14 protein-coding genes are annotated in these 12,255 nt (G+C 58.5%); 5 read left to right on the top strand and 9 right to left on the bottom strand.

Annotated features, from left to right (window positions below):
- The first annotated feature begins 92 nt into the window (after positions 1-92).
- Positions 93-371, top strand: coding sequence for a DUF3077 domain-containing protein (locus AC1RDQ_RS15685; RefSeq protein WP_015093561.1), 279 nt, complete (start codon positions 93-95; stop codon positions 369-371).
- Between the two features lie 60 nt (positions 372-431).
- On the opposite strand, the gene AC1RDQ_RS15680 is transcribed toward AC1RDQ_RS15685, so the two are convergent.
- The 7 genes from AC1RDQ_RS15680 to cyoA all read right to left on the bottom strand — a co-directional run bounded on the left by AC1RDQ_RS15680 (position 432) and on the right by cyoA (position 6,068).
- The gene (locus AC1RDQ_RS15680) at positions 432-746 is read right to left on the bottom strand and encodes a helix-turn-helix domain-containing protein (RefSeq protein ID WP_007970375.1); all 315 of its coding nucleotides are present in this window, start codon (positions 744-746) and stop codon (positions 432-434) included.
- A complete protein-coding gene (locus AC1RDQ_RS15675; RefSeq protein WP_349733652.1) occupies positions 743-1,087 on the bottom strand; it encodes a toxin in 345 nt (114 codons plus the stop codon). Before AC1RDQ_RS15675 ends, AC1RDQ_RS15680 begins: the two co-directional genes overlap by 4 nt.
- A 137-nt stretch (positions 1,088-1,224) precedes the next feature.
- Positions 1,225-2,112, bottom strand: a complete 888-nt coding sequence (gene cyoE / locus AC1RDQ_RS15670) for a heme o synthase (protein ID WP_057716357.1) — start codon at positions 2,110-2,112, stop codon at positions 1,225-1,227.
- Between the two features lie 11 nt (positions 2,113-2,123).
- Entirely contained in the window at positions 2,124-2,465 is a 342-nt protein-coding gene (gene cyoD / locus AC1RDQ_RS15665; RefSeq protein WP_090453161.1) for a cytochrome o ubiquinol oxidase subunit IV, read from the bottom strand.
- Complete coding sequence (locus tag AC1RDQ_RS15660) at positions 2,466-3,086, bottom strand: cytochrome o ubiquinol oxidase subunit III (RefSeq protein ID WP_030128695.1); 621 nt, start codon at positions 3,084-3,086, stop codon at positions 2,466-2,468.
- A 3-nt stretch (positions 3,087-3,089) separates the two neighbouring features.
- Complete coding sequence (cyoB, locus tag AC1RDQ_RS15655; protein ID WP_015093557.1) at positions 3,090-5,120, bottom strand: cytochrome o ubiquinol oxidase subunit I; 2,031 nt, start codon at positions 5,118-5,120, stop codon at positions 3,090-3,092.
- Positions 5,121-5,123: 3 nt separating this feature from the next.
- Complete coding sequence (gene cyoA, locus AC1RDQ_RS15650) at positions 5,124-6,068, bottom strand: ubiquinol oxidase subunit II (RefSeq protein WP_057716359.1); 945 nt, start codon at positions 6,066-6,068, stop codon at positions 5,124-5,126.
- A gap of 27 nt (positions 6,069-6,095) precedes the next feature.
- Here cyoA and AC1RDQ_RS15645 point away from each other — a divergent pair, with 27 nt between their 5' ends.
- Positions 6,096-6,356, top strand: coding sequence for a hypothetical protein (locus AC1RDQ_RS15645; RefSeq protein ID WP_057716360.1), 261 nt, complete (start codon positions 6,096-6,098; stop codon positions 6,354-6,356).
- A gap of 550 nt (positions 6,357-6,906) precedes the next feature.
- Here the strand turns inward: AC1RDQ_RS15645 and AC1RDQ_RS15640 are convergent.
- Together AC1RDQ_RS15640 and hmpA are read right to left on the bottom strand one after the other, a co-directional pair.
- Positions 6,907-7,416, bottom strand: coding sequence for a disulfide bond formation protein B (locus tag AC1RDQ_RS15640; protein ID WP_057716361.1), 510 nt, complete (start codon positions 7,414-7,416; stop codon positions 6,907-6,909).
- A 297-nt stretch (positions 7,417-7,713) separates the two neighbouring features.
- Positions 7,714-8,895: an NO-inducible flavohemoprotein gene (hmpA, locus tag AC1RDQ_RS15635; RefSeq protein ID WP_057716362.1), complete on the bottom strand. Its 1,182-nt coding sequence runs from the start codon at positions 8,893-8,895 to the stop codon at positions 7,714-7,716.
- Positions 8,896-9,051: 156 nt separating this feature from the next.
- Here hmpA and norR point away from each other — a divergent pair, with 156 nt between their 5' ends.
- The 3 genes from norR (at position 9,052) to AC1RDQ_RS15620 (ending at position 12,181) form a co-directional block, all read left to right on the top strand.
- On the top strand, positions 9,052-10,602 hold the full coding sequence (gene norR, locus AC1RDQ_RS15630; RefSeq protein WP_150815167.1) for a nitric oxide reductase transcriptional regulator NorR: 1,551 nt from the start codon (positions 9,052-9,054) through the stop codon (positions 10,600-10,602).
- A 196-nt stretch (positions 10,603-10,798) separates the two neighbouring features.
- Positions 10,799-11,701: a chemotaxis protein CheV gene (locus tag AC1RDQ_RS15625; protein ID WP_007970363.1), complete on the top strand. Its 903-nt coding sequence runs from the start codon at positions 10,799-10,801 to the stop codon at positions 11,699-11,701.
- Positions 11,702-11,728: 27 nt separating this feature from the next.
- The gene (locus AC1RDQ_RS15620; protein ID WP_492587806.1) at positions 11,729-12,181 is read left to right on the top strand and encodes a GNAT family N-acetyltransferase; all 453 of its coding nucleotides are present in this window, start codon (positions 11,729-11,731) and stop codon (positions 12,179-12,181) included.
- The last annotated feature ends 74 nt before the right edge of the window (positions 12,182-12,255 follow it).

Below are 12,255 nucleotides of genomic sequence, written 5' to 3'. Positions count from 1 at the left end.
TTGATACGGGAGTTTTACTCATGAACGCTATTGACCCGTCTGTTACACCAGTCATGGCCCTCCACCTCCCAACCAACAAGAGGTGACGCCAAATGACCAACCCCCAAGACCTCAAAACCATCGGCCTCACCCCCTTCTCCTACCACGCCAACGAACCCCTGTTCCGCATCAACGCCGGTGTCCCGGTGATCGAAGCCCTCTACCACGCCTCCGACCTGCTTCACCTCGCAAAACTGCTCGCCTCAGATGCCGCCATGGTTCGCGACTCCGACCGGCACGCCTGGGCCTCGCACTTTTTGCAGGACATGAGCAAGGCAATCATCGACGACGTGGTGAAGGTGCTCGACGCACCGTGTAACAACCGTGCGTGAATGAAAAAAGCCCCGCGTTTCGTTTGAAACGCGGGGCTTTTCAGATATTCGACGATGTGATCAGACGACTGCCAGTCGATCAACCATATCCGGAAACTTCTCAACCAACCTGATCAGCAAGGCGGCCTGAGCATTGGGCTTCGACTTTTCCTGCTCCCAGTTTCTCAGGGTGCTGGGACTGGTTCGAATTCGCTTGGCGAAAACAGCCTGGGACATGTGTAGCTTTTCCCGTAGCGCAACGATTTCTTGCGCCCCCACCTCTGGTGCAGGGATGTCCTCCACAACCGTATTGCGCAATGTAATCTTGCCTTCGCGTTGAGCCGCCATCTCATCAACGCCCTGCATCAACTCTGCAAACAGGTCGCGTTTTTTCATGGGGTACCTCGTTTTTTCAACTCTATCTCTATGGCTTTCTTGAGCACCTTCTCTTGGTCGGCGGTCAAATTCTCAAGCTCATCTTTGTCATAAATTGCAAACATCCAGAACTGACCATCATTCATAAGCCAATAATAGATAAGCCGCAAGCCACCTCGCCTACCTTTACCGCGGCGTCCATCTGCCCAACGCAGCTTTCGGAAACCGCCTGTTCGAGGCATGACATCTCCCGCTTGCGGGTTCAACTGCATGTGGGACTGCAACGCACGATACTCATCGTCCGTCAGATAATTACCAACGGTAGCAGTGAAAGATGTGGTTTCGAAGAACACGGTTCGCATTAGCCAACTATAAGCAAGTTGCCTATAGCCAGGCAACCATCGAAACATCTTTCTGACGAGCAGCCCTTGCGACTTACCCCAACAAAAAGCCCCGCTCTTCTCTCGAAGGCGGGGCTTTTCGTTACAGCATCTAAACCTTAAGGCGCGTACGTCAGCAACAACTCCGCCGGCACTTTGAAGTCCAGGGACATCATCACGCTCAACGCGGTAATGGTGAAGATCGAGAACACGAACAGCTTGCGTGCCCAGACCGTGTCATCCACTGCCTTGTAGCCGGTCCAGGCCATGTACAGCCAGTACATGCCCATGGCGGCGGCGACGGCGAGGTAGCTCATGCCGGCGTAGCCGCTGAAGGTCAGCATCAAGGTCGCCACGAGGAACGCCAGGATGTAGAGCAGGATGTGCTTCTTGGCCACCTGGATGCCGCGCTTCACCGGCAGCACCGGAATCGATGCGGCCAGGTAATCGTTGAAGCGGAAGATCGCGATGGCGTAGGAATGCGGCATCTGCCACAGGCTGAACATCACCAGCAGGGTCAGCGCGGCCATGTCGAAGGTGTTGCTGACTGCGACGTAGCCAATCACCGGCGGCATGGCGCCCGACAGACTGCCCACCAGCGTGCCGTGAACCGACTTGCGCTTGAGGTACAGGCTGTAGAAGCCGACGTAGATCACGAAGCCGATGACTGCGAACAGTGCGGCCAACGGGTTGGCCACCTTGTACAACAGCGCAACGCCGGCGACACCCAGGACGGTCGCGTAGATCAGGGCCAGTTTCAGGGAGATCAAGCCCTGGACCAGCACCCGGTTCTTGGTGCGTTCCATCTTCAGGTCGATGTCGCGGTCGATGCAGTTGTTGAACACGCAACCGGAGGCAACCACCAGGGACGTGCCGATCATGGCGGCCAGGAAGATGGCCAGATCGACATGCCCTTTGGAGGCCAGGAAAAATCCGCCTGCCACAGAAAGCACGTTACCGAAAATGATCCCCGGTTTGGTGATTTGGATAAAGTGCTTGAGGGACATGCGGACTTACCTCACTTCGCCATCATGAACGTGTGGATGCTGAACATGATCCACAGCGACAGGCCAACCAGCAGGACAATCACGATCGCGGCGAAGACAAACGCAATCACGTTGTTTCGCTGCGCGGCCGAACGGTCCAGGTGCAGGAAGTACACCAGGTGCACCAGCACCTGGACGATCGCGAACGCCAGGACGATCAACAGGGTGATCGACTTCGGCAGTGTCGGGTACATCACCAGACCGAATGGAATGGCGGTCAGGATCACCGACAGGATGAAGCCGATGACGTACGACTTGTAGCTGCCGTGACCGGCGTCGTCGTGGCCATGGTGGGAATGAGCTGGGTTAGCCATTTACATAGTCCCCATCAGATAAACAACGGTGAATACGCAGATCCAGACGACGTCCAGGAAGTGCCAGAACAGGCTCAGGCAACTCAGACGGGTCTTGTTGGTCGAGGTCAGGCCATGCTTGTTGACCTGATACATCATGATCGCCATCCAGATCAGACCGCTGGTCACGTGCAGACCGTGGGTACCGACCAGGGTGAAGAACCCGGACAGGAAGCCGGAACGGCTAGGGCCGTAGCCTTCGGAGATCAAGATGTGGAACTCGTTGATCTCCATGCCGATGAAGCCCAGGCCGAACAGGAAGGTCATGGCCAACCAGCCCAGGACCTGCTTCTTGTTGCCCCGGTAGAACGCCAGCATGGCGAAGCCGTAGGTGATCGAACTGAACAACAGCAGAGCGGTTTCGCCCAGCACGTATGGCAGTTCGAAGATGTCGTGGCCCGACGGACCACCCGCTACGTTGTTAACCAGTACCGCGTACACCGCGAAGATCGACGCAAACAGAATGCAGTCGGTCATCAGGTAGAGCCAGAAACCGTATACGGTCATCTCGCCCGAGTCGTGGTGGTCATCGTGCCCATGGTCACCATGGGCGTGTCCAACATTGGTCACTAAATTCGACATGGTTTAAGCCTGTTCCAACGAGGTTTCAACACGGGTGGCGGTGGCCGGGATTTTCCCTGCCGCTACCAGGCGCTTGTGCTGCTCGGCTTCGATGCGCTCGATCACGTCGACCGGCACCATATAGCCTTGATCATCACGGGCCGCGTGGATCACGAAGTAGATCACGGTGCCGGCCAGGCTAGCGATTGCCAGCCACCAGATGTGCCAGATCATCGCGAAACCGAACACGGTCAACAGCGCGCCCATGACCACACCGGTGGCGGTGTTGTTAGGCATGTGGATCGGCTGGTACTTGGCCGGAGCCTTGTACGCGGTGCCGTTTTCCTTGGCTTCGGTGAACGGGTCGATGCAGTCGGCTTTCGGCAGCACGGCAAAGTTGTAGAACGGTGGTGGCGACGAGGTCGACCATTCCAGGGTGTGGGCATTCCACGGGTCGCCGTGTTCGCACATGTTTTCCGGCTTGTTGCGGTCACGCACGCTGACGTACAGCTGGATCAGCTGGCAAGCGATACCCACGGCGATCATCACCGCACCGAACATGGCGACGTACAGGTACGGCACCCACTCAGGGTTGGTGGTGGCGTTCAGACGACGGGTCATGCCCATGAAGCCCAGCGCGTAGAGCGGCATGAACGCGACGAAGAAGCCCGAGATCCAGAACCAGAACGCTGCCTTGCCCCAGCCTTCGTGCAGCTTGAAGCCGAACGCTTTAGGGAAGTAGAACGCGAAACCTGCGATGTAACCGAATACCGCACCGCCGATGATCACGTTATGGAAGTGCGCGATCACGAACAGGCTGTTGTGCAGAACGAAGTCAGCACCCGGGATGGCCAGCAGTACGCCGGTCATGCCGCCGATGGCGAAGGTCACCATGAAGCCCAGGGTCCACAGAACCTGGCTGGTGAAACGCAGACGGCCCTGGTAGATGGTGAACAGCCAGTTGAACAGCTTCACACCCGTCGGGATGGAAATCAGCATCGTCGCCAGACCGAAGAAGGCGTTGACGCTGGCACCCGAACCCATGGTGAAGAAGTGGTGCAGCCAAACCATGAAGCCCAGGATCGAGATCGCGCCCGATGCGTAGACCATCGAGTGGTGGCCGAACAGTTTCTTGCCGGTGAAGGTCGAGATGACTTCGGAGAAGATACCGAACGCTGGCAGGATCAGGATGTACACCTCAGGGTGACCCCATGCCCAGAACAGGTTCACGTACATCATCGGATTGCCACCAAGTTCATTGGTGAAAATGTGGAAATCCATGTAACGGTCAAGCGTCAGCAGAGCCAGGGTAGCGGTCAGGATCGGGAACGAAGCCACGATCAGGACGTTGGCCCAGGTGCAGGTCCAGGTGAAGATCGGCATGTCCATCAGCTTCATGCCAGGGGTACGCATTTTCAGCACGGTGGCCAGGAAGTTGACCCCCGTCAGCGTCGTACCCAGGCCGGATAGCTGTAGCGCCCAGATGTAGTAATCCATCCCCACGCCAGGGCTGTATTGCAGACCCGACAGCGGCGGATAGGCAACCCAGCCGGTCTTGGCGAATTCGCCGACGCCCAGGGACAGGTTGATCAGCACCACACCGGAAACCAGCAGCCAGAAGCTCAGGGAGTTCAGGAACGGGTAGGCAACGTCACGCGCGCCGATCTGCAGCGGCACTGCAAGGTTCATCAGGCCGGTGAAGAATGGCATCGCCATGAAGATGATCATGATCACACCGTGGGCGGTGAAGATCTGGTCATAGTGTTCAGGTGGCAGGTAGCCAGGCGAACCCTCGGTGGCCATGGCCAGCTGGGTACGCATCATGATGGCGTCGGCAAAGCCGCGCAGCAGCATGACCATGGCGACGATGATGTACATCACGCCGATTTTCTTGTGGTCGACCGACGTCAGCCACTCGGTCCACAGGTAGGTCCACTTCTTGAAGTAGGTGATTGCAGCGAACAGCGCCAGACCACCGAGCGCGATCATGGCGATGGTCACCATTACGATCGGCTCGTGGAACGGGACTGCTTCCCAACTTAATTTACCAAACATCGTTTACTCCTCTGCCCCGGCAGCTGAATGCGAGTTCATGTCCATTCCTTGCGTAGCGGCCACTTCTTTCTCTTCTTTCTCGTGCTTCACTTTCGGACCCGGTTTCATGCCTTCGTACTTGTCGACGATGGTCTGGAACAGGTTCGGCGTCACCGAGGAGTAGAGCTCGACTGGGTTGTTCTGGCTTTGCTTGGCAAGGGCTGCGTATTCAGCTTGTTCAAGCTGCTTAGGTGCCTTTTTGACTTCACTTACCCAGGCGTCGAAATCTTCCTGGGAAGTTGCGATCGCTTTGAATTTCATACCGGTGAAACCCGCGCCGCTGTAGTTGGCGGAGATACCGTCCATCTCGGCGTTCTCGTTGGCGATCAGGTGCAGCTTGGTCTGCATGCCCGCCATCGCGTAGATCTGGCCGCCCAGCGCAGGGATGAAGAACGAGTTCATCACGGCGTCGGAAGTGATCTTGAAGTTGATCGGGGTGTGCGCCGGGAACACGATCTTGTTGACCGTGGCGATGCCTTGTTCCGGGTAGATGAACAGCCACTTCCAGTCCAGCGCGACCACTTCGATGGTCACAGGCTTGACATCGGATTCCAGCGGCTTGTACGGGTCAAGGGCGTGGGTCGACTTGTAGGTGACGTAACCCAGGGCAATGATGATCAGCACTGGAACAGCCCACACCGCGATCTCGATCTTGGTGGAGTGGTTCCATTTCGGGGTGTAGGTAGCGTTGGTGTTGGACGCGCGGTATTTCCAGGCGAACAGGAAGGTCATGATGATGACCGGAACGACGACCAACAGCATCAGCAGCGTTGCGGTGATGATCAGGTTTCGCTCGTCCAGACCAACCTGGCCCTTGGGATTGAGCAAGGTCATGTTGCAGCCTGACAGCAACAACGTGCCGATCAGCGGCAATAAGCCTAGTAGTCTGGGGTACCTGTTTTTACTCATCTCACGACCTCTAAAGCAGCTTGCGCAATGCAGTTGGGTTTTGATCGCCAACACTTCACCCTGCCAAGGGTTGGCATTTTTCTTGGATTGAATAAGGGCATGCCCGTCGTGCGTCAGACGCTGTACGACAAATCCCGGGCCTGCGGTGAGTTCTTATTCGAATACGTGGTCAAAGGCCTTGTTACAGACCAATTCCATTTGGTGCGGGTAATTGGAGGCTCCGACACCTGGGAATCGCATGAAGCCACCAGACCTCTCGACACCCTGTTTCTGCTCACCCCTGGTTAAGATTTGAGCAGTGCCGGGAATTCAGTGCGGGCGATTGTAGATATGTAACGTTCCATAAACCATGTCTCATCCCGAAATAATTTTTATCCGAACCGGCAACAATCATTAACCGTTTTCGCAAAAGTGGCGCATCTTATCGAAATTAATTCTCAACAAAAACACCAAAATAAGTAGGTCTTCCACCCACGGTTCAGACAGTATCGTGTCCCTCTTCTCGGCCCTTGACCTTGCCCAAGGCCCGATATGACGGGGGCTCTGGCCATTCGCCAGAGCCTGTTAAAACTGCCTGTTCGTGCCCGTAATGGAAAAAACCGGAAGCCTGCAAAACAAGCCAATTTCGTTACGTTTCCATGTACCAATCCGGCCTTCTCGAACGCCCTGCTGCGCTCACTCTGTGACAACATGTCGCACACGTGTCGCACCCTTGATTGCCACCCGTCACAGTCTTTTTACCCGGCCTCTGAAATGTGCTCTGCAGACAAAAAAAACCCCGGCCCTCTCTTCGAGGACCGGGGCTTTTTTGTCCGACAATAGGAGGCGGCAGTTGACCTCAGCGCAGGGTTTTGCGGTTACGCGAAGTCAGCAACGGCACCAGCACCACGATCAGCACGAAGGCAACCAGCGCCCACTGCGCCAGCGACAGACCGAGGATCGGCGGGTATGGCGTGGAGCAGAAACCATCGACCTGGAAACCCAGCGGGAAGATCTTCGCCAGCGGCAAGTCATCGACAATCGGTTGCAGCACATCGATGCCGCAGCTGACCGCCGGATAGAACTGCGTATAGACGTGATGCCCGGCAACGCCTGCACCTGCCACTGCACAAATCACCACCAGGGTTTCAAACACCGTGATGCTGCGACGGCCGCGCATGGCCGCGCCGATGAAGGCAAAGATCGCGATCAGCAGCAACGCGTAACGTTGCAGGATGCACAACGGGCAAGGGGCCTCGCCCAGAACAATTTGCATGTACAGCGCGCCGCCGATCAGCGCCAGGCAAATGATGCCCAAAAACACCAGATAGCGCCGTTCACGCCCCAACCGCATGGATTCATCGCTCATCGCGTTTCCCTTCAATATTTCGATTGCCCGTCAGTCTACACGCTGGCCCGGACCTTTGAGAGTCTGGCGCATGTGAGGGGGATTCGGGGGGAATAGACGATAAGGCGGTTAAGAAGGGATTAACTTTCTGACTTTTTTCAGTTCAGGACCGAGGTGAAGCAATCGCGGGCAAGCCACGCTCCCACAGGGGGGGTATGTCGTTCACATCAATCCGGATCGACACAAATCCCTGTGGGAGCGTGGTTTGCCCGCGATGAAGGCGACGCGGTGAGCCTACTGACCCACCGCGCCAACCCCTTACTCCAGCGCCGCTGCCGGCCCGAAGAACTCATAACGGCTTTGCTTCTCCGGCACACCCAATGCTTTGAGGTGGCGTTTGATCGCGACCATGAAGCCTTTTGGCCCCAGGAAGTAGGCATCCAGATCGCGCTCTTGCGGCAGCCATTGATGCAACTGCTGCTGGCTCAACAACCCCATCTTGTGCGCCGCCGGGCTCACGCCGTCGTCCTCGGAATAGCAGTAAAAGCGCTTGAGTTGCGGGTGACGCTCAGCCAGGCCATCGATCCAGTCGCGGAAGGCATGGACGCTGCCGTTGCGCGCGCAGTGGATGAAATGCACCGGCCGCTGGGTTTCCAGCGCCGCTTCGAGCATCGCCAGGGTCGGGGTGATGCCCACGCCACCGCTGATCAGAACCAGTGGCTTGTCGCTGGCGGTCAGGACGAACTCGCCCGATGGCGGGAACAACTGGATGCTGGCGCCGACATGCAACTGGTCGTGCAGGAAGTTGGAAGCGCGGCCACCGGCCTCGCGTTTGACGCTGATGCGGTACTGGCCTTTGTTTGCCAGCGCCGACAGCGAGTAGTTACGACGGATCTCTTCACCGTCGAGGATCAGTTTCATGCCGATGTACTGGCCGGGTTCTGCCAGCAGGATCGGGCCTTTGTCCGCGGGTTCGAAGTAGAACGAAGTGATCTCGGCGCTCTCCTCGACCTTGTCTGCCACGATGAATTCCCGCGCCCCGCGCCAACCGCCCGGTGCCTGTTCCTTCTGGTCGTAGATGCTGGTTTCGGCACCGATCAGGATGTCAGCCAGTTGACCGTAGGCCGCGCCCCAGGCCGCGATCACTTCAGGAGTGGCGATCTCTTCGCCCAATACTTCGGCGATGGCCCGCAGCAGGCAGCTGCCGACAATCGGATAGTGCTCCGGGAGGATCTGCAGGGCCACGTGCTTGTTGATGATCTTGGCCACCAGGTCGCCCAACTGGTCGAGCTGGTCGATATGGCGCGCATACATCAATACGCCGTTGGCCAGGGCACGCGGCTGATCACCGCTGGCCTGGTGGGCCTGGTTGAACAGCGGGCGGACTTGCGGATATTCGGAGAGCATCATGCGGTAGAAGTGCGTGATCAGCGCCTCACCACCGCTTTCGAGCAGCGGCACGGTGGATTTGACGATGGCACGGTCTTGAGCGCTCAGCATAAGGTGACTCCTGGTCTTCTTGGGTTGCTAACGGACTACCCTATGCTTATCAGCTTTCATGCCAACTATTTAATCGTTATAAATCAATAACTTAATAAATGAATAGTCATTTAGACACTGCCTGGTTTATAGTCATACCGACTACACGGAGTCACTATGACTGCAAAACCCCTGCTCACTGCTCTGCTGCCCCTGGTCGCCGACCTGTCCCGCGAACTGCCCGAGGGTGAGCGTTATCGCCGCCTGTTGGAAGCCATGCGCGCCCTGCTCCCGTGCGACGCCGCCGCCCTGCTGCGTCTTGATGGTGAATGGCTGGTGCCGCTGGCCGTCGACGGCTTGAGTACCGACACTCTCGGCCGGCGCTTCAAGGTCAGCGAGCACCCGCGTTTCGAAGCGCTGCTCAGCGGCCCCGGCCCGACCCGTTTCGCTGCCGACAGCGACTTGCCTGACCCCTATGACGGCCTGGTCGATGGCCTGGATGATCATCTGGAAGTCCACGACTGCATGGGTTGCCCGTTGTTCATCGACGAGCGCCCATGGGGCCTGCTGACCCTCGATGCCCTCGACCCGGAGCGCTTCGAACCGATCGAACTGGATGCCCTGCAAGCCTTCGCCAGCCTCGCGGCCGCTACGGTCAACGCCGCCGAGCGCATCGAGCGGTTGAACAACCGGGTCGAAGATGAGCATCAGCGCGCCGAGGTCTACCGCCAGGCCAGCGGCCAGCAGAATCGCGAGATGATTGGCCAGAGCAAGGCCCACAAGCGCCTGGTCGAAGAAATCAGCCTGGTGGGCGGCAGCGACCTGACCGTGTTGATCACCGGCGAAACCGGGGTCGGCAAGGAGCTGGTGGCCCAAGCCATCCATGCCGCCTCGCCCCGCGCCGACAAACCGATCATCAGCCTCAACTGCGCCGCGCTGCCCGACACCCTGGTGGAAAGCGAGTTGTTCGGCCATGTTCGCGGCGCCTTCACTGGGGCGATGAACGACCGCCGTGGCAAGTTCGAACTGGCCAATGGCGGCACGCTGTTCCTAGATGAAGTCGGCGAGTTGTCGCTGACCGTGCAGGCCAAGTTGTTGCGGGTGCTGCAAAGCGGTCAACTGCAGCGACTGGGTTCGGACCAGGAACATCAGGTCGACGTGCGCCTGATCGCGGCGACCAACCGCGACCTCGCCGAAGAAGTACGCAGCGGCCGTTACCGCGCCGACTTCTACCATCGCCTCAGCGTGTATCCGCTGCTGGTGCCGGCCCTGCGCGATCGCGGCCGCGATGTGCTGCTGCTCAGCGGTTACTTCCTGGAGCAGAACCGCTCGCGCATGGGCCTCAACAGCCTGCGCCTGAACAGCGACGCCCAGGCCGCGTTATTGGCCTACGACTGGCCCGGCAATGTGCGCGAGCTTGAACATTTGATCGGCCGCAGCGCCTTGAAAGCCCTGGGCAATTGCAAGGAGCGGCCAAAGATTCTCAGCTTGAGCGCAGCCGACCTCGACTTGCCCAGCGCCAGCGTTGAAACCGCTGCCGAGCAACCCGCCATCGCCGCTGTGGCGTTGGTAGCAGGTGATTTGCGCGAGGCGACCGAAAACTATCAGCGCCAGTTGATCGGTGCCTGCCTGGAGCGGCACAACAACAACTGGGCAAGCGCGGCCCGTGAGCTAGGCTTGGATCGGGCGAATCTTGGGCGGATGGCCAAAAGGCTCGGCATGAAGTGATGACCCCATCGCGAGCAAGCTCGCTCCCACAGGATATGTGAACGACGACGATCCAATGTGGGAGCGAGCTTGCTCGCGATGGCGTCTTACTGTTCACCGCAATTGTTAAAGCCTGCCCCAAACAAGTCGATAACCCGGCATCGAAGTCATTGGCGATCCCTGGATTGCCCGTCACCTTTTTCCAGAGAAGGTTTATATGTCCTCCACCAAAGCCCGCGCAGACTCACTTTCGCTTCTGCTGTTTACCTTGCGCAGCGGCAAGCTGATGGCGATCAACCTGCTCAAGGTCAGTGAAATCATTCCCTGCCCGCCGCTGACCAGGCTGCCGGAGTCACATCCCCACGTCAAAGGCATCGCCACCCTGCGCGGTGCCTCGCTGTCGGTGATCGACCTCAGCCGTGCCATTGGCGAGCGTCCGCTGGAAGACCCCAACGGCGGCTGCCTGATCGTCACCGACGTCAGCCGCTCCAAGCAGGGCCTGCACGTACAGGCCGTGAGCAAGATCGTCCATTGCCTGACCACCGACATCCGCCCGCCGCCCTTCGGCTCCGGTGGTTTGCGTGCCTACATCACTGGCGTGACGTCGGTCGATGGCACCCTGGTACAAGTGCTGGACATCGAAAAAGTCATCCATGGCATCGCCCCGGCACAAATCGAAATGGCGCCGACCGAACTGAGCATGGAAGACGCCGAACTGCTCGGCAACGCGCGCATCCTGGTGGTCGATGACAGTCAGGTCGCCTTGCAGCAATCGGTGCACACCCTGCGTAACCTCGGCCTGCAGTGCCATACGGCCCGCAGCGCCAAGGAAGCCATCGACTGCCTGCTGGACCTGCAAGGCACCGCGCAGCAGATCAACCTGATCGTCTCGGACATCGAGATGTCGGAGATGGACGGTTACGCCTTCACCCGCACCCTGCGGGAAACCCCGGATTTCGCGCATCTTTATGTACTGCTGCACACCTCGCTGGACAGTGCGATGAACGCCGAGAAAGCACGACTGGCGGGGGCGAACGCGGTGCTGACCAAGTTTTCTTCGCCGGAATTGACCCAGTGCCTGATCACCGCGGCCAAGGCTGTCGCCGAACAGGGTTATTGAGTGTTGACCGAAGAATTCTGCTGGCTGATGCGGCGCGACCTCTCTGTCGTCGTGCCGCCCCCTGATTGGCCAACCGGCCTTCAACTGAGCGAATACCGCCCCGAACTGGGCGCCGCCGTGCACCGGTTGATGGAGTTCGGTTATCTCGACGGCGGTGGTCGCGTAGCCGCGCTGGACATGTGGCAACGGCAGTTCGAAACCGATCCGGAATATGACCCGGCCCTGTGCTTCATTGCCCTGGATGCCGAGGAAGTGGTCGGCGTTTGCCAGTGCTGGACCAGTGCCTATATCAAGAACCTGGTGGTGCACCCGCGGTTTCAGGGTCGGGGGTTGGGGCGTGCGCTGTTGTTGCAGGCGTTCAAGGTGTTCCAGCAGCGGCATGAAGGTTTCGTGGACCTGAAGGTACGTGAAGACAACCTTCGTGCGCGGCGCTTGTATGAAAACGTCGGGATGCGCGCGATCCGCCGGGAGCCGGTTTGAACTGGTCAAGTAATCCCGGACACCGGTTACGGTGTTTATGCCGCTTTTTGCTCCATGGCTATTGGCGACAGATA

It is taken from the genome of Pseudomonas sp. GW823-FHT02E01 (assembly GCF_058797535.1).
The sequence above is the reverse complement of the archived record's forward strand: the minus strand, read 5'-3'. Positions and strand labels throughout refer to the sequence as shown.

Bases quoted from the DNA above. Each gene is read 5' to 3' on its own strand.
- AC1RDQ_RS15685 (WP_015093561.1), top strand. From the start codon at position 93: ATGACCAACCCCCAAGACCTCAAAACCATCGGCCTCACCCCCTTCTCC.
- AC1RDQ_RS15680 (WP_007970375.1), bottom strand. From the start codon at position 746: ATGAAAAAACGCGACCTGTTTGCAGAGTTGATGCAGGGCGTTGATGAG.
- AC1RDQ_RS15675 (WP_349733652.1), bottom strand. From the start codon at position 1,087: ATGCGAACCGTGTTCTTCGAAACCACATCTTTCACTGCTACCGTTGGT.
- cyoE (WP_057716357.1), bottom strand. From the start codon at position 2,112: ATGTCCCTCAAGCACTTTATCCAAATCACCAAACCGGGGATCATTTTC.
- cyoD (WP_090453161.1), bottom strand. From the start codon at position 2,465: ATGGCTAACCCAGCTCATTCCCACCATGGCCACGACGACGCCGGTCAC.
- AC1RDQ_RS15660 (WP_030128695.1), bottom strand. From the start codon at position 3,086: ATGTCGAATTTAGTGACCAATGTTGGACACGCCCATGGTGACCATGGG.
- cyoB (WP_015093557.1), bottom strand. From the start codon at position 5,120: ATGTTTGGTAAATTAAGTTGGGAAGCAGTCCCGTTCCACGAGCCGATC.
- cyoA (WP_057716359.1), bottom strand. From the start codon at position 6,068: ATGAGTAAAAACAGGTACCCCAGACTACTAGGCTTATTGCCGCTGATC.
- AC1RDQ_RS15645 (WP_057716360.1), top strand. From the start codon at position 6,096: ATGCAGTTGGGTTTTGATCGCCAACACTTCACCCTGCCAAGGGTTGGC.
- AC1RDQ_RS15640 (WP_057716361.1), bottom strand. From the start codon at position 7,416: ATGAGCGATGAATCCATGCGGTTGGGGCGTGAACGGCGCTATCTGGTG.
- hmpA (WP_057716362.1), bottom strand. From the start codon at position 8,895: ATGCTGAGCGCTCAAGACCGTGCCATCGTCAAATCCACCGTGCCGCTG.
- norR (WP_150815167.1), top strand. From the start codon at position 9,052: ATGACTGCAAAACCCCTGCTCACTGCTCTGCTGCCCCTGGTCGCCGAC.
- AC1RDQ_RS15625 (WP_007970363.1), top strand. From the start codon at position 10,799: ATGTCCTCCACCAAAGCCCGCGCAGACTCACTTTCGCTTCTGCTGTTT.
- AC1RDQ_RS15620 (WP_492587806.1), top strand. From the start codon at position 11,729: ATGCGGCGCGACCTCTCTGTCGTCGTGCCGCCCCCTGATTGGCCAACC.